Source organism: Agromyces luteolus (genome assembly GCF_009729855.1).
GTDB lineage: Bacteria > Actinomycetota > Actinomycetes > Actinomycetales > Microbacteriaceae > Agromyces > Agromyces luteolus.
On record NZ_WODA01000025.1, the window covers coordinates 573,878 to 589,226 of the forward strand.

General features: G+C 73.1%; 17 protein-coding genes, 1 tRNA gene and 1 other RNA gene. 14 read left to right on the forward strand and 5 right to left on the reverse strand.

The genetic code is table 11. The features are described 5' to 3' along the window. Positions 1 to 33 precede the first annotated feature (33 nt). The 3 genes from GLX25_RS16295 (at position 34) to GLX25_RS16305 (ending at position 1,089) form a co-directional block, all read left to right on the forward strand. On the forward strand, positions 34 to 222 hold the full coding sequence (locus GLX25_RS16295; protein ID WP_155049931.1) for a hypothetical protein: 189 nt from the start codon (positions 34 to 36) through the stop codon (positions 220 to 222). Positions 223 to 363: 141 nt separating this feature from the next. Then, complete coding sequence (locus GLX25_RS16300; RefSeq protein WP_155843557.1) at positions 364 to 807, forward strand: hypothetical protein; 444 nt, start codon at positions 364 to 366, stop codon at positions 805 to 807. A 21-nt stretch (positions 808 to 828) separates the two neighbouring features. Next, on the forward strand, positions 829 to 1,089 hold the full coding sequence (locus GLX25_RS16305) for a hypothetical protein (protein WP_155843559.1): 261 nt from the start codon (positions 829 to 831) through the stop codon (positions 1,087 to 1,089). Here the strand turns inward: GLX25_RS16305 and GLX25_RS16310 are convergent. Beyond that, positions 1,086 to 1,313 (reverse strand): hypothetical protein, encoded by a 228-nt coding sequence (locus tag GLX25_RS16310; RefSeq protein ID WP_155843561.1) that lies wholly within the window; start codon positions 1,311 to 1,313, stop codon positions 1,086 to 1,088. The two genes, GLX25_RS16305 and GLX25_RS16310, sit on opposite strands and share 4 nt — an antisense overlap. Positions 1,314 to 1,638: 325 nt before the next feature. Here GLX25_RS16310 and GLX25_RS16315 point away from each other — a divergent pair, with 325 nt between their 5' ends. From GLX25_RS16315 to GLX25_RS16335, 5 genes are read left to right on the forward strand one after another with little or no spacing between them, the layout of a single operon-like run. Further along, positions 1,639 to 2,280: a biotin transporter BioY gene (locus tag GLX25_RS16315; RefSeq protein ID WP_155843562.1), complete on the forward strand. Its 642-nt coding sequence runs from the start codon at positions 1,639 to 1,641 to the stop codon at positions 2,278 to 2,280. Continuing rightward, on the forward strand, positions 2,238 to 3,533 hold the full coding sequence (locus tag GLX25_RS16320; RefSeq protein ID WP_155843564.1) for a class I adenylate-forming enzyme family protein: 1,296 nt from the start codon (positions 2,238 to 2,240) through the stop codon (positions 3,531 to 3,533). Before GLX25_RS16315 ends, GLX25_RS16320 begins: the two co-directional genes overlap by 43 nt. Continuing rightward, a complete protein-coding gene (locus tag GLX25_RS16325) occupies positions 3,530 to 4,693 on the forward strand; it encodes a thiolase family protein (protein ID WP_155843566.1) in 1,164 nt (387 codons plus the stop codon). Before GLX25_RS16320 ends, GLX25_RS16325 begins: the two co-directional genes overlap by 4 nt. Continuing rightward, positions 4,690 to 5,370 (forward strand): energy-coupling factor ABC transporter ATP-binding protein, encoded by a 681-nt coding sequence (locus GLX25_RS16330; RefSeq protein WP_155843568.1) that lies wholly within the window; start codon positions 4,690 to 4,692, stop codon positions 5,368 to 5,370. The genes GLX25_RS16325 and GLX25_RS16330 overlap by 4 nt, the downstream gene beginning before the upstream one ends. Positions 5,371 to 5,377: 7 nt before the next feature. After that, on the forward strand, positions 5,378 to 5,971 hold the full coding sequence (locus tag GLX25_RS16335; protein WP_155843570.1) for an energy-coupling factor transporter transmembrane component T family protein: 594 nt from the start codon (positions 5,378 to 5,380) through the stop codon (positions 5,969 to 5,971). Here the strand turns inward: GLX25_RS16335 and gnd are convergent. Then, positions 5,968 to 7,020: a phosphogluconate dehydrogenase (NAD(+)-dependent, decarboxylating) gene (gene gnd, locus GLX25_RS16340; protein ID WP_155843572.1), complete on the reverse strand. Its 1,053-nt coding sequence runs from the start codon at positions 7,018 to 7,020 to the stop codon at positions 5,968 to 5,970. The two genes, GLX25_RS16335 and gnd, sit on opposite strands and share 4 nt — an antisense overlap. A gap of 244 nt (positions 7,021 to 7,264) precedes the next feature. Here gnd and GLX25_RS16345 point away from each other — a divergent pair, with 244 nt between their 5' ends. After that, positions 7,265 to 8,050 carry a metal-dependent hydrolase gene (locus tag GLX25_RS16345; RefSeq protein ID WP_166548914.1) on the forward strand — a complete coding sequence of 262 codons (786 nt, stop codon included), beginning with the start codon at positions 7,265 to 7,267 and terminating at the stop codon, positions 8,048 to 8,050. A gap of 37 nt (positions 8,051 to 8,087) precedes the next feature. Here GLX25_RS16345 and GLX25_RS16350 read toward each other — a convergent pair whose 3' ends face one another. Both GLX25_RS16350 and GLX25_RS16355 read right to left on the reverse strand, forming a co-directional pair. Continuing rightward, positions 8,088 to 9,431: a hypothetical protein gene (locus GLX25_RS16350; RefSeq protein WP_155843576.1), complete on the reverse strand. Its 1,344-nt coding sequence runs from the start codon at positions 9,429 to 9,431 to the stop codon at positions 8,088 to 8,090. Positions 9,432 to 9,553: 122 nt separating this feature from the next. Next, positions 9,554 to 9,629 (reverse strand) — tRNA-Lys (locus GLX25_RS16355). Positions 9,630 to 9,763: 134 nt separating this feature from the next. Here GLX25_RS16355 and GLX25_RS16360 point away from each other — a divergent pair. From GLX25_RS16360 to GLX25_RS16375, 4 genes are all read left to right on the forward strand, one after another. Next, the gene (locus GLX25_RS16360; RefSeq protein WP_166548915.1) at positions 9,764 to 10,552 is read left to right on the forward strand and encodes an inositol monophosphatase family protein; all 789 of its coding nucleotides are present in this window, start codon (positions 9,764 to 9,766) and stop codon (positions 10,550 to 10,552) included. After that, positions 10,549 to 11,484 carry an LLM class F420-dependent oxidoreductase gene (locus GLX25_RS16365; protein ID WP_155843578.1) on the forward strand — a complete coding sequence of 312 codons (936 nt, stop codon included), beginning with the start codon at positions 10,549 to 10,551 and terminating at the stop codon, positions 11,482 to 11,484. Before GLX25_RS16360 ends, GLX25_RS16365 begins: the two co-directional genes overlap by 4 nt. Positions 11,485 to 11,630: 146 nt before the next feature. Then, positions 11,631 to 11,894: a hypothetical protein gene (locus GLX25_RS16370; RefSeq protein ID WP_155843580.1), complete on the forward strand. Its 264-nt coding sequence runs from the start codon at positions 11,631 to 11,633 to the stop codon at positions 11,892 to 11,894. A 140-nt stretch (positions 11,895 to 12,034) separates the two neighbouring features. After that, the gene (locus tag GLX25_RS16375; RefSeq protein ID WP_155843581.1) at positions 12,035 to 12,400 is read left to right on the forward strand and encodes a hypothetical protein; all 366 of its coding nucleotides are present in this window, start codon (positions 12,035 to 12,037) and stop codon (positions 12,398 to 12,400) included. An 83-nt stretch (positions 12,401 to 12,483) separates the two neighbouring features. On the opposite strand, the gene ssrA is transcribed toward GLX25_RS16375, so the two are convergent. Further along, positions 12,484 to 12,851, reverse strand: a transfer-messenger RNA (tmRNA) gene (gene ssrA / locus GLX25_RS16380). 229 nt (positions 12,852 to 13,080) lie between these two features. Here ssrA and GLX25_RS16385 point away from each other — a divergent pair. Beyond that, positions 13,081 to 15,276, forward strand: coding sequence for a glycoside hydrolase domain-containing protein (locus tag GLX25_RS16385; RefSeq protein WP_155843583.1), 2,196 nt, complete (start codon positions 13,081 to 13,083; stop codon positions 15,274 to 15,276). The last annotated feature ends 73 nt before the right edge of the window (positions 15,277 to 15,349 follow it).

Below are 15,349 nucleotides of genomic sequence, written 5' to 3' on the forward strand. Positions count from 1 at the left end.
CGCGAGCCGATCCGGACGCGATAGCGTTGCGGAATGCGCAAGTACCTCTTCAGTGGAGCGGTCCTGAGTTCGCTGTTCGGCGCGGTCGGAGTCATCCGCGCGACGCAGGCGGGGCCACGCGACTGGAGGCTCGTGCTCATGTGGGTCTCGTGGGCCGCCACGCTCGCCATCGCGATCGGCACGGTCGCCGACGAGCAGAAGCGCCGCGAGCTGGCCGAGTAGCCTCGACCGACCCGCACCGTCCGCGTCCGACGGCTCGACGCCCCTGCGGCGTGTCCGAGCCCGGGGGGTCGCCGCGTGACGGACACTGGACGAAACGCCGTCCGACGTAGTCCGACACCCGTTCCGACCGAGAGGACACCGATGTTCCGCCGCTGGCGCCGCGCACGGCTCGCCGCACAGGCCGCAGCCCACACCGCACCCGCGCCCTCTCCTCGCGCAACCGCCGCAGACCTCCGTGGCGAGCACATCTTCGAGCTCGTCAACGCCCGCCTGTCGCGGTTCATCGGCCCGGACGGCCAATGGTCCCTCGTCCGCCGCTCGGCGGACGACTCCGACCGCATCTTCCAGGCGATGCTCACCCACCAGATCGCCGCCGAGGTCACCCGCGCGATCCTCGAGGAGCGCGAGCAGGTCGCCGTCGTCGTCCCCGCCGACGAGACGTCGCACGCGCTCAGCTGGACGCCCGCCCCGCTCGTGATGTGGGCCGACCCGGTCGAGGTCGACGAAGCGGATGCCGCGGAGCCGGCGGTCGACGCCGACAACGTCGCCGAACTCGCCGTCGAGGAGCCCGCGCGCGCTGCGTGACGTGATCGGTTCCGTCGTTCGATGAGGTTCGTGGATTCGTTCGTCGACCGGGCCGAGCGCTACTCGCTCGGCGTCGAGCAGGACTCCGGCACCGCCTACCTCTCGATCCCCGTGTCGAGCAGCCTCACGGACTACGAGGAGTACTACGCGCTGAGCGATGAGGAGTACGCGTCCTTCGGAGCTGACCCGAACGCGGCGCGCGCCTTCGCGGAGGAATGCCGACGGCGCGCGCACGATGACCGCCTGGTGCTGAAGCCGGGCTCGAATCGCGGTTCGACCTAGTCGTTCGGCGCGCTGTCGAGTCGTGCTTGCGCCTTCCGCTGCTCACGAACGGCCGCGATCGCGCTTATCGCGGCAAGTCCGAACGCCACGTATGCCACCCACTGCCGATTGCCGCCCCACGCGAGCAGGGCGAAGCCCGCGAGCGTGACGAGGATGGGTGCTGCCCACAGGATGACGACGAACAGTCTGTGTGCAGCGCGGGGTCCGAGGGGTCGTTGCAGCATGAGCCAAGTATCGAGCAAGCCGTGCGCGTGATCGGATACCTACAGGTCTCGCTCCTCGGGCAGGAGTAGTGGTGCGCGGAGTGTCGTCAGCTTTGGTGGGTGCAACGGGGTTTCGCACTCGCCAATGGTGACGACAACCTGGAATGACGACCGCGAGCCGATAGTCGGTCGATGCAACTCGCAGGCCCGCGCCCGACGGCGACCTCGGCGCTCCAAAATCGGTCGGCGTTTCTTGTACGGCCACCTCGCGCGGCGCCTCCCCCGCGGTTCGTAGCGTGAACGACACGGGCATCCCCGCCCCCTCACGCCGACCGATGGGAACCGCATGACCGCCGCACCCAGCCCCGTCGCCGCGCCGGAACGGCGCCGCGTCCGCACCTCCGCCCGCGACCTCGCGCAGATCGCCGTCTTCGCCGCGCTCATCGCCGCGCTCGGCCTGCCCGGCGCCCTGTACCTCGGCGGCACCGCGGTGCCGATCACGTTCCAGACGCTCGGCGTCATGCTCGCCGGCGCGATCCTCGGCGCGCGCAAGGGCGCGCTCAGCGTGCTCCTGCTGCTCGTGCTCGTCGCGGCGGGCCTGCCGCTGCTGTCGGGCGGACGGGGCGGCCTCGGCGTCTTCGTCGGCCCCTCGGTCGGCTACCTGATCGGCTGGATCTTCGGCGCGCTCGTGATCGGCTGGCTCACCGCCCGCCTGCTTCCCCGCTACCGCATCCTGCCCGCGCTTGGCGCGACCGCACTCGGCGGCATCGTCGTGATCTACCTCGTCGGCGTGCCGGTCTTCGCCGCGATCACCGGCACCCCGCTGGGCGTCGCGATCGCGGGCTCCGCGATCTTCCTGCCCGGCGACATCCTGAAGGTCGTCGTGACCGTGCTCGTCGCCAAGGGCGTGCACCGCGCCTGGCCGGGGCTCATCGAGCCGCGCCCGTGGCCGTGGAAGCGCGCCGCCTCGGAGGCCGCCGCCACGTGATCGACCGGCTCGGCGCATCCGGCGACCGCATCGCGCTCTCGTTCAGCGGACGGAACGTCCGCTCCGACGAGCTCGCGCGTGCGGTCGCCCGCGCCGAGCTGCCCGCAGGGCAGGGGCCGGTCGGATGTCGCGCCGACGCCGACCCCGTCGCCGCCATCACGACCGTGCTCGCCTGCCTCGACCGTGGCCGGCCGGTGCTCGTCGGCGGCACGCAGGCCGACGCCGACCGCATCGCCGACGACCTTCCGAACGGCACCGGGCTGGCGCTCACGACCTCGGGTTCCACCGCGTCCGACGGCCGGCCGCGGATCATCGCGCGCACGGTCGAGTCGTGGCTCGCGTCCGCCGATCCACTGGCCGAACTCGCGGGCCTCGGTCCCGACGACCGCATCGCGGTGACCGGCCCGCTCGCCGTCTCGATGCACCTCTACGCGGCACTGCACGCGCTCTGGATCGGCGCCACGGCGACCGACGACCTGAGCACGGCGACGGCGGTGCACGCGACGCCGACGCGCCTCGCGCGGCTCCTCGCCGCCGACGCGGCACCGCCACGCACGGCGATCGTCGCGGGCGCGGCCCTCCCGGCCCGGCTCCGCGAGCAGGCGGCGGCGCGCGGCATCCGTCTCGTGGAGTACTACGGTGCCGCCGAGCTGTCGTTCGTGCTCGCCGCCCGTCACGCCGCGAGCGACGGCGGCGGAGCAGACAGCGGCCTCGCGCCGTTCCCCGGCGTCGAGGTCGACCTGCGACCGGCCGACGCGGGGCTCGAGTTGTGGGCGCGATCGCCGTACCTGGCACTCGACGTCGTGGGCGGGCGGATGCGTCGCGACGCCGAGGGATTCGCGACGGTCGGCGATCTCGTCGAGCGCACGTCCGGCGGCGGCATCCGGGTGCTCGGACGCGGCGAGTCCGCGATCATCACGGCGGGCGCGACCGTGCTCGCCGAGGACGTCGAGGCGCACCTGACCGCGCTGCCCGGCGTCCGCGACGCGGCCGTCGTGGGCGAGCCGCACGACCTGCTCGGCGAGCGCATCGCCGCGGTCGTCGAGCTCGAGCCCGGCGCCCGGCTCGAGGCCGTGGCGGATGCCGCGCGCGCCGCGCTCAGCCCGATCGAGCTGCCGCGGCGCTGGTTCGCCGCAGAACTCCCGCGCACCCCGTCGGGCAAGCCCGCACGCGGGCGGCTGCGCGAGGACATCGTCGCCGGGCGGCTCGGGACGGGGCATCCGCGGCCCTTCATCGACGGGAGGAACGCATGACCCGCGACCAGGCGCCCGTGATCGTCGCGGCGCGACGCACGGCGATCGGCACCGCCGGGCGGGGCTTCGCCGGGCACACCGTGGACGCGCTCGCGGCGCCCGTGCTCGCCGCCGTCGCCGCCGAGGTCGCGCCCGCGGGCGTGGCCGTCCACGACGTCGTGGTCGGCAACTGCATGGGTCCGGGCGGCGCCCTCGCGCGGGTGGCCGCGCTGCGCGCGGGCCTCGGTGCTCACGTGCCGGGCGTGACCGTCGACCGGCAGTGCGGGTCGGGGCTCGACGCGGTGATCCAGGCGGCGTCGCGCGTGCGCGCGGGCGACGCCGGGCTCGTGCTCGCCGGCGGCGCCGAGTCGGCGTCGACCGCACCGCACCGGGTGTGGCCCGGCACCGGCGAGCGGTACGCGCGCGCGCCGTTCGCGCCGGCCGGCCTGCCCGACCCCGACATGGGTCCGGCGGCCGAGCACCTCGCGCAGGTGCGCGGCATCACCCGCGAGCGGCAGGATGCCTGGGCCGCGCGTTCGCACGCCCGAGCCGCCGCCGCCCGCGATGCCGGGCGGTTCGACGCCGAGGTCGTGGCGATCGACGGCGTCGCGCGCGACGACCGGCCGCGGGCGTCGATGGATGTCGCGATGCTCGCGCGGTTCGCTCCGGCGTTCGATCTCGGCCGCGCGGCATCCGCCCGCGAGGCGGCCATCGGCACCGTCACGGCGGGCAACTCATGCGGGTTCTCCGACGGTGCCGCGGCCATGGCCGTGACCACCGCCGACCTCGCACGCGACCTCGACCTGCCCGCCCTCCGCATCCGCGCGACGGCCGTCGCCGCGGGCGACCCCGCCCTGCCGGGCCTCGGCGCCGCCTGGGCCGGGCGCCGCGCGCTCGAGCGCGCGGGGATGACGGCCGCCGACCTCGGCTTCGTCGAGATCACCGAGGCGTTCGCCGCGCAGGTACTGGCCGTGAGCGACGAACTGCGGCTCGACGAGGAGACCCTCTCGGGCGACGGCGGCGCGATCGCGCTCGGCCACCCGTGGGGTGCGTCGGGCGCGATCCTGCTGGTGCGCCTCGCGGCCCGCATGGCGGCCGACGACGACGCCCGCGCCGGCCTCGCGGCGTGCTCGATCGGCGGCGGGCAGGGCGTCGCGATGATCGTGGAGCGCGTCGCATGAGCGCCATCCGCTTCGACGGCGTCAGCCACCGCTTCGACGACGGGCTCGTCGTCGACGACGTGACGCTCGAGCTCACCGAGCGGCGCATCGGCATCGTCGGCGCCAACGGCTCGGGCAAGTCGACGCTCGCGCGCATGGTCAACGGGCTCGTCACGCCGACCTCGGGCACGGTCACCGTCGACGGCCTCGACGTCGCCCGGCATGGCCGCGAGGTGCGCCGCCGGGTCGGGTTCGTGTTCACGAACGCCGACACGCAGATCGTGATGCCCACCGTCCGCGAGGACGTCGCGTTCACGCTCCGACGGCACCGGCTGGATGCCGCGACCGCGGCCGCACGCGTCGACGCGGTGCTCGACCGCTTCGGGCTCGCCGATCTCGCCGACCGGCCGGCGCACCGCCTCTCGGGCGGGCAGAAGCAGCTGCTCGCCCTCGCCGCCGTGCTCGTCGGCGAACCCGCGATCGTGGTGGCCGACGAGCCGACGACACTGCTCGACGCGCGCAACGCGCGCCGCATCGCCGAGCACTTCGCGACGCTCGACGAGCAGCTCGTCGTCGTCAGCCATCAGCTCGAGCTCCTCGAATCCTTCGATCGCGTGATCGTGATGGAGGCCGGCCGGATCGTCGCCGACGGCCCGCCGGAGCACGCGCTCGACGCCTACCGGGCCCTGATCGGGTGAAGCGGCGATGATCGGCGTGTACCACCCGGGCTCCTCGGTCATCCATCGGATGCCGGCGCTCGCGAAGCTCGCACTGCTCGCGGCCACGGTGACGGCGACCGCGCTCGTCGGCTCGCTGCCCGCCCTCGGCATCGTCGCCGCCGCGACGCTGGGGCTCTTCTCGCTCGCCCGGATCCCGGTGCGCGTCGCCTGGCGCCAGGTCTCACCGATCCTCTGGGTGCTCGCGTTCGCGGTGCCCGTGCAGTGGATCTTCGCCGGGTGGGAGGCCGCCGCGACCATGGGCGTGCGCCTCGTGCTCGCCGTCGCACTCGCGGCCGTCTACACGCTGACCACTCCGGTCATGGCGACCCTCGACGCAATGCAGGTGCTGCTGCGCCCGTTCGCGCGGTGGATCGACCCGGACCGCGTCGGGCTGGCGCTCGCCCTCGCCATCCGCTGCGTGCCCCTGCTCGCCGACCTCGTGCGCGAGGTGCTCGAGGCGCGCAAGGCGCGCGGCGCCGAGGGGTCGCTCACCGCGCTCGCGGTGCCGGTCATCGTGCGGACGCTCCGCACCGCCGACCACCTCGGCGAGGCGCTCATGGCGCGCGGCGTCGACGACTAGGCGTCCGCGCTCTCGCTGCCCGTCTCGAGGACGTCGCCGGCCGGAAGCTCCCGGTGCCCGCCGAACTGCAGCCGCATCGCGGAGAGCAGCTGGTTGGCGTAGCGATCGTCCTCGCGCGAGGCGAAGCGCTCGAACAGCGCGGCCGCGAGCACCGGCGCCGGCACGCCGGTGTCGACCGCTGCCTTGACCGTCCATCGGCCCTCGCCGGAGTCCGAGACGCGGCCGGCGAGTCCGTCGAGCGTCGGGTTCTCGACGAGTGCCGCCGCGGTCAGGTCGAGCAGCCACGACGAGATCACCGACCCCCGCCGCCAGAGCTCGGCGACGGCCGGCGTGTCGATCGTGAACCGGTAGAACTCGGGCTCCTCGAGCGGCGCGATCTCGGCCGAGTGCTCCTCCGGGCGGAGCCCGGCATCCGCGTTCTTCAGGATGTTCAGCCCCTCGGCGAGCGCCGCCATGATCCCGTACTCGATGCCGTTGTGGACCATCTTGACGAAGTGACCGGACCCGGACGGGCCGCAGTGCAGGTAGCCGCGCTCCTCCGGGGACAGCTCCCCCGTACGCCCGGGCGTGCGCTCGATGTCGCCCGGCCCGGGCGCGATCGAGCGGAGGATCGGCTCGATGCGAGTGACCGCCTCGTCGGGACCGCCGACCATCAGGCAGTAGCCGCGTTCGAGGCCGAACACTCCACCGCTCGTGCCGGCGTCGACGTAGTGGATGCCGGAGGACGTCAGCGCCTCGGCGCGGCGGACGTCGTCGCGGTAGTTGGAGTTGCCGCCGTCGATGATGACGTCGCCCGCGTCGAGCACCGCCGCCACCTGGTCGACGAGCTTCCCGGTGATCCCCGCGGGCACCATGAGCCACACGGTGCGCGGGGCGTCGAGCTTCGTCGCCAGGTCGGCGATGCTCTCGGCGCCGGTCGCGCCCTCGCCCGCGAGCGTCGCCACGGCGCCCGGGTCGACGTCGTAGACGACGCATTCGTGCCCGTCCCGCATGAGGCGGCGCACGATGTTCGCGCCCATCCGACCGAGTCCCACCATCGCGATCTGCATCAGCCATCCCCCGTCGCTCTGCCGACTCGGATCGCTCGGTCCGGCCGGCGCGTTCACGCGGCAGTCTAGGGCCGCTCGCGGGCGTGCCGCACGTGATGGTCGGTCGATCGCGGACACCGCCGACGCGCGGAGGGGGGATGTCCGCGGCCCCCGGCAGACTGGTCGACGGCGGACCCTCTCCCCGCCGCTCGCCCGGCCGCGCCCGGCCGCGCCCCCGACCCGACCCCCTGGAGCACCACCCTCGATGATGGGCATCACCCATGCCACGAGCGGCGCCGCCGCGTGGCTCGCGATCACCGGAACGATGCCGATCGTCACCGCCGGTGCGTACCCGCTCGACCCCGTCGGCGTGCTCGCCGGCACCGCGGTCTGCGCGGGCGCCGCGCTGCTGCCCGACGCCGACCACCACAGCGCCACGATCGCGCACTCGGTGCCCGTGCTCGGCCGGCTCGCGACGGGCGTCGTGGGAGCGGCATCCGGCGGCCACCGGCAGGGGGCGCACTCGCCCGTCGGCGTGCTCGTGACGTTCGCCGCGGCGTGGGCGCTCACGCTCGTCGCCCTCCCCGTCGACCCGCTCGGCACGCTCGCGATCGGCGCCGGCGCCGGCACGGCCGCGCTCACCGCGTTCGGCCTGAAGGCGCGCGGCCTCATCCGCTCGTGGCCGGCCGCCTGGGCGGTGGGCGCCCTGCTCGGCGCCTTCATCGTCGTGTTCGCGCCCGAGCAGGTCGCGTGGTTCCCGCTCGCGGTGCTCGTCGGCTTCGTCGCGCACCTCCTCGGCGACCTCCTCACGACCGGCGGCCTGCCCGGCCTCATCTGGCCGTGGCGCATCCGACCGCCCCGGGCGCTGCGCCCGGTGCCCGTGCTCAACCGCGTCTGGCTGCCGAACGGCTACGTGTCCCTGCCCGTGCTCGGCGACACCGGTTCGCTCCGCGAGACCCTGCTCGGCGCCCTGCTCGGCACGTACTGCTTCGTCGGGTCGACGTACGAGGTGCTGCGCCTCATCGGCGTCGACCCGTTCTCGTTCTGGTGAGGCGAAGGGCGGATGCCACGTCCCGCATCGGGCGTGATCACCCGTCGAGTCGGACGCAGGGCACCTCGACGCGCCATCCCTCGGGGGCGATCGCGATCGTCGTCTCATCGGGTGCGCCGTCGATCGTGCAGGCATCCCGGGCCGGCGGCACCGCCGAGCCCCAATCGGGGCCCCCGGAGCGCGACGACGGCTGCGGGACCAGCACGCTGACGACGGTCACGACCACGACGCCGACGAGCACGGCGGCAGCCGTGCGTCGCAGGACCCCCGCGCGCCAGGACACGGAGGTCGCGAGGACCACGATCGCGAGCACGTAGAGCGCCGGGACGACGCCGTACCGGGTGAGGTGGATGTGCACGGCGAGCTCGACCGGGACGAGCGAGAAGAAGTAGTCGGGGTTCGAGTTCAGCACGTAGGCCGCCGACCAGGCGACGACCGACCCCGCCGCGAGCGCGGCCGCCGCGATGCGCTCGACCGCGACGCCGCGCCACAGCACCCACACCAGCGCGACGAGGAACGGCAGCAGCACGAGCGCCGCGCCCCACCAGCCGAAGTGGAGCACCCACGCCGCCTTCCACTGCCGGGACGGGAGGATCGCCTCCATCGGCACGTGGTAGAGGTACCCCTGCACCGTCGACAGCAGCGGCGGGGAGGATTCGGCTCCGGGATCGCGGGGTGAGAGCAGGAGCGCGGCCACCTGCATGGCCGATCCGAGGAGGACTCCTCCACCGATGATCCAGCGGTTGGGATCGCGGAACCGCCAGGCGAGCAGCGGCAGGAACAGCAGCATCTGGATCTCGGTGAGGGCCGCGGCGAGGCCCACGACCCCGAGCAGGATCGCGGTCGATCGCCGGCGGGGCGCGGCCAGCAGCAGCCACGGCGCGAGCCAGAGCAGGTACCAGTGCAGGTTCGCCGCGTTGCCGAGCACCTCCCACCCGGCAGCCGGGGCGAGGAAGGTCAGCGCTCCGAGCACGATGCGGGCCGGACGCCAGGCCACGACGTCGCGAGCGCAGACGAACACCGCCGCCGAGACCGCACCCACGACGAGGCACGACCCGACCGTCATCGCGATCGCGTACCCCTCGACGGGGACCACCGCGACGGTGACCCCGGCGATGAGGCGCGGCACCAGGTGCAGGTACCCCTGGTAGGGCTGCAGGAGGACGCTCAGGGGGTCCGCGGCGAGCGCGTCGCCGAGGAAGTACGTGCCGTCCTCGGCCCACAGCGCGGCCCGCGCCGCGGGCTCGATGCGGAGCCACGACACGACCGAGCCGAGCACGGCGAGGGCCACGGCCCACGCCCAGTCGGGCACGCGCGCCGCACGCGCGCGCAACGAGGGCGCGACGCGACCGGTCTCGTCGGTCGCCGGGGACGCGTCCATCGTCCTCCCGTCGTCCGATCCGCGTGGCTCCGGTCAACGATACGGCCGGAGCTCGGGCGCGCTCGGGAGCCACCGCCCGCCGGGAACGACGAAGGCCCCGGCGATCACTCGCCGGGGCCTGCTGGTGCACCCCCAGGGACTTGAACCCTGAACCCACTGATTAAGAGTCAGTTGCTCTGCCGATTGAGCTAGAGGTGCGTTTCGGCCGGCTTCTTTCGAACCCCGAACCGAGGAACAACGGTATCAGGTGACCGCCCTGAACGCGAAATCGACGTCGACTCGGGCACGCCGCCCGCCCGGAACCCGTCGTGGCCGGTCGATAGGCTGAACCGGTGACGGATGCCTCGTACGCCGACGACCTCGCCCTCGCCCTCGAACTGGCCGACCTCGCCGACGCGGCGGCGATGGCCCGCTTCCGCGCCGTCGACCTCCGGATCGACACCAAACCCGACCGCACGTTCGTGACCGAGGCCGACCTGGCGGTCGAGCGCGCGGTGCGCGAGGTGCTGGCCGAGCGCCGGCCGGGCGACGGCATCCTCGGCGAGGAGTACGGCACCGAGGGCACGGGCTCGCGCCGGTGGATCATCGACCCGATCGACGGCACCTCGAACTTCCTCCGCGGCGTGCCCGTGTGGGGCGCGCTGATCGCGCTCGCCGTCGACGGCGAGCCGGTCGTGGGCGTCGCGTCGATGCCGGCGATCGGGCGACGCTGGTGGGGCGCGCGCGGTGCCGGCGCGCAGACGACGGATGCGCCGGGCGCGACGCCTCGCGACATCCGCGTGTCGAACGTGGCCGACCTCGGCGACGCCTCCCTCAGCTTCCAGAGCATCGCGCAGTGGCGCGAGGCCGGCTACCTCGAGCGGCTGCTCGCACTCGGCGAGCGCGTGTGGCGCGACCGCGCGTACGGCGACCTGTGGTCGTACTGCCTGCTCGCGGAGGGACTCGTCGACGTCGTCGGCGAGTTCGACGTGAAGCAGTGGGACCTCGCCGCGCTCATCCCGATCGTCGAAAGCGCCGGCGGGCGGCTCACCTCGGTCACCGGCGAGACCGGCGCCGCCAACGGCAGCGCGCTCGCGACCAACGGCCTGCTCCACGACGCCGTCCTCGAGGCCCTGCGATGAGCCGCGAGCTCGAGGTCTGCATCTTCACCGAGCCCCAGCAGGGCGCGAGCTACGACGAGCAGCTCGCCCAGGCGCAGGAGACCGAGCGCCTGGGGTTCGACGGCTGGTTCCGCAGTGACCACATCCTGCACATGGGCCCCGGCGACCCGATGCCCGGACCCACCGATGCCTGGACGACGCTCGCCGGCATCGCCCGCGAGACCGAGCGCATCCGGCTCGGCACCCTCGTCTCCCCGGTGACGTTCCGGCACCCCGGCCTCCTCGCGATCCAGGTCGCCCAGGTCGACGACATGTCGCGCGGCCGCGTCGAGCTCGGGATCGGCGCCGGCTGGTTCGGGGCGGAGCATGCCGCGTACGGCATCCCCTTCCCCGGCCGGCGCTTCGACCTCCTCGAGGAGCAGCTGCAGGTCGTCACGGGGCTGTGGCGGACGCCGGTGGGCGAGCGCTTCTCGTTCGCGGGCGACCACTACGAGCTGGTGGACGCGCCCGCGCTGCCGAAGCCCGTGCAGTCGCCGGTGCCGCTCATCATGGGCGGCGGCGGGCCCACGCGGCTGCCCTCGCTCGCGGCGCGGTTCGCCACGGAGTACAACCGCGGCTTCTCCGACGAGGACGAGATCGCCGCGTCGTTCGCGCGCGTGCGCGCCGCGTGCGAGGCGATCGGCCGCGACCCGGCGACGATGCGCCTGAGCGTCGCGCTGCCGACGGTGGTGGCGACGGATGACGCGTCCTACCTCGCTCGGCTCGCCGCGATCCACGCCGACCCCGACACGTTCGCCGAGGTCAACGTCGCCGGCACCCCCGAGGTCGCGGTCGAGAAGCTCCGGCGACTCGCCGACCTCGGCGCCGACCGCGTGTACCTCCAGCTCGTCGACCAGCGCGACCTCGATCACGTCGAGCTCATCGCCGCCGAGGTGCTCCCCCACCTCGGGTGACGCGCACCGGACACGTCGCCGCTCGAGGACGGTGCGTCGCCACCGCCGATATCGCGTTTCGGGCACGATCCGCGCCATCGTGACCGGAGTGTCGCCGTCGTCACGTACCCTTGTCGTGAGGGCCGGGGGGCCTCGAGGGGGAAGAGATGCGGCTGATCGCACGCCGACGGCACCAGGTCGTCGACCAGCAACCGCTGGATCCGGAGAACGACCCGTACGCCGCCTACCTGATCTGGAAGGCGGAGCGGGAGGCGGAAGCGGGCGAACCGGACACCGAGCTCGACGCTGCGGATGGCGCGGTGAGCGCCGCTGCCTCCGCCGCAGCGATCGAGTCCACCGAACCGGCACGCGGCTCGTGGTTCCGCCGCATCTCCGCGCTCGGTCACGTCAACGCCGCACGCGGCCGCTGAGGGCCTGCGGCTCAGCGAGCCGATGGGCGACGACGGCCGCCTGCAGCGGAACGTCCTGCAGATATTGACACTTCCTCGGGTCCGAGTAGTGTCTGTGGCGATCCGGCAGTTTCCCGTACCGCTGAAGCAACGGAGGAATCATGCTCAAGAGAACCCTGGCCGCGGCCGGCCTCGCCGCCGCATTCGTCCTCATTCCCACCTCGGCTCAGGCCCTCGACTGCATCAATGTCAGCAAGCCGCCCGCAGCCTGCGGCAGCGAATGCGACGCGCCCGTCATCCGCGGCAACTGGGGATGGCTCCCGAGCGTCTTCCCCGGGGCGCCCGAGGTGTGGGTCTTCGTCCCGCCGGGGACGGTCCAGGACTTCGGCCTGCCGGGTGAGAACGGCAACTACCAGAACGGCGAGGGGTACGCCCTGCTCGTCAACGCCATCTGCGACTCGCTCGGCCAGGTGAGCGAGAAGCGCCAGGCGGAGCACGGGATCCAGCTCATGGAGGGCTGCCCGTGATCCGTCGCCGACGACGCGTGCACGACGAAGGCCGCCCCGCGGGGCGGCCTTCGTGGTACTCGCGAGCGTGCGACGACGACCGGTGGTGGAGATGGGGGGAATTGAACCCCCGTCCATCGCTGGGATTCCACGGTTTCTCCGGGCGCATCCTGTGAGGCGTTCTGCTCGGCCCCGACCCTTGCCACAGGCAGCCAGGTCGACGGGCCCAGCCTGAAAGAGTCCCGTACGACGCTCAGGCGACGTCGCACAGCGAGTTCCCTAGATGACGCCAGCGACCGGGGCGGGAACGAACCCGGGCTGACGGACTAACGGACTCGCTTAGGCAGCGAGGGCGTAGTCGTTCTGCGACTTATTGGCAGTTATTGGTTCGCAGGGAGCGTTTTCGAGATAACCCTGCATCCTCGGCCCGCTTCACGCGGTCTCGCAGGCGATGTCGAAACCGATCATCCCCATGAGACGCGCTCCGACCGGAGGTCGGAAGGCGGGTCGTCATCGCACGCTGTTGAGTTGCCAACCGCGCTCCACCCTCGAGGGTGCGCGGCCCTACAGGATACAACAGGAGCGCCCTGCGGCACATTCCGGATGCCGCGCCGGAATCGTTCATGTGACTGTAACCCGCGCGGCGCCGCCAGCACGTAGCGTCCCCGCATGGGACGTTCCGAGACCGGCGCCGGAGCCGCATGATCGCGCGGGTCGATCCGTTCATCGGCACCGAGGCCGTCGACCTTCCCCCGCAGACGGGACTGGCCGCGACGTGGTGGTGGCCGAAGCCGCAGGTCGGCAACACGCACCCCGGAGCGACCTACCCGCTCGGGATGGTCTCCGCGTGCGCGTACTCGGGGGCGTACCCGACCGGGTACGGACGGTACGACCTCGCGACGGAAGGCGTGCCGCCGATGATCCACGAGGGCGGCGTGGCATCCGGGTTCACGCACTTCCAGCAGTCCGGCACCGGCGCGATCCGCAAGTACTACAACTACTTCCGCGTCACCCCGATGCTCGAGCCCCTCGACGTGCTCGGCCGCACGTGGGAGCTCCTCGAGGAGGCCGCGGAGCCCGGGTACTACGCGACGACGCTCGACTCCGGCATCCGCGCCGAGCTCACGGTCGGGCCGAAGTCGGCCGTGCACCGCTACACGTTCCCGAGGAATCCGAACGCGCGCATCGTGATCGACTTCTCGCTCGGCGGCCTGTCGATCCCCCACGGCGAGACGATCCCGCTGCGGGCGAAGCTCGAGCAGGTCGCGCCGGGCATCGCGCAGGGCGAGATCGTCGTCGAGGGCGCGCCGCTCGCCGTCTACATCGAGTGCGACGCGCACACCTGGCGGCAGATGCTCTGGTACGACCGGCGACTGATGCCGGGCGGCACGCGGCTGGCCTTCGACCACATCCGCCCGACGACGCTGCGGCCGTTCGGGCTCATGTGGGCCGGCCCGAGCGAACCCGGGCAGAGCATCGAGGTGCGCATCGGGTTCTCGCTGCGCGGGGTCGAGCAGGCGCGCGCGAACCTCCGCGCCGACGAGGGCACCGGCCCCGCGCGGTTCCCGCACCGGCGCGACCGGACGAAGAAGGCGTGGCGCAAGCACCTGAAGGCGATCACGGTCGACACCCCGTCGACCGAGCGCCAGACGGTGTTCTCGACGGCGCTCTACCACTCGCTGATCAAGCCGTGCCTCGCGCCCGAGGAGAGCCCGTTCTGGCCGACCGAGGGCCCGTTCGTGTTCGACCTCTGCACGATGTGGGACATCTACCGCACGCAGCTGCCGCTCATCACGACGCTGTTCCCCGAGCGGGCGGTCGAGCTCGCGAACGCACTGCTCACCATCTGCGAGGAGGAGGGCAACTTCCCGATCGGGTACCGGATGGCGCGCGGCAGCGACCGGTTCTCCCGCCAGGGCAGCGCGCTCGCGCAGACCTTCCTCGCCGACCTCTGCCAGCTCGGCCTGCCCGGCATCGACTGGGAGTGGGCGCTCGTGCACATGCACGCCGACCTCCGCCGCACCTACGGCGAGGACTTCCTGCTCCGCGGGCACGCCCACCCGATCAGCCACACGCTCGACCTCGCGTACGGGTACTGGTGCACCGCCAAGGTCGCGGCGCGGGTCGGCGACCGCGCGCTCGCCGAGGAGTTCACGGCGCTCGCGACCCGGTGGACCAACGCGTTCGACGCGCAGACGGGGCTGCTCCACGACTCGACCTTCTACGAGGGCAGCCGGTACAACTACTCGTTCCGGCTGCTGCACGACATGCGGAGCCGGATCGAGCTCTCCGGGGGCGACGAGGGCTTCGTGGCGGCCCTCGACGCGTTCTTCGGGTTCGGCGCCGAGCCCGTCCGGCAGCCCGGCGTCGCGCCCGGGCTCGATGAGCTCGCGGCCGGGTACTCGCTCGGCCGCTTCGAGGGCCTGAACAACGAGCCCGACATGGAGGCGCCCTGGGCGTATCACTACGCAGGTCGCCCGGACCGCACCGCCGAGATCGTCCACGCCGCCGTGCACCAGCAGTTCGGCACGGGTCGCGGGGGCCTGCCCGGCAACGACGACTCGGGCGGCATCAGCTCCTGGTACGTGTGGGCGAGCCTCGGCCTGTTCCCCGTGGCCGGGCAGAACCTCTTCCTCGTCAACGCCCCGGCGTTCGCCGAATCCGAGCTGCGCGTCGGCGGCGACGCGTTCCGCATCGAGACCGCCGGGTTCGTCGAACCGCGCCGCGACGGCCCCACGCAGTACGTGCAGTCGGCCGAGCTCAACGGCGACCCGCTCGAACGCACCTGGCTCCGCGGCGACGAACTGCACCGCGGCGGCAGCCTGCTGCTCCGACTCGGCCCCGAACCGAGCGAGTGGGGGCGGATGTCGCGCCCGCCGTCATACCCGGAACGCTGACCCCGCCTCATCCCGCCACCACCAGACCTGCCCGATCAGGACGCGCACCTCGCGCCCCACAGGAAAGGAGGAG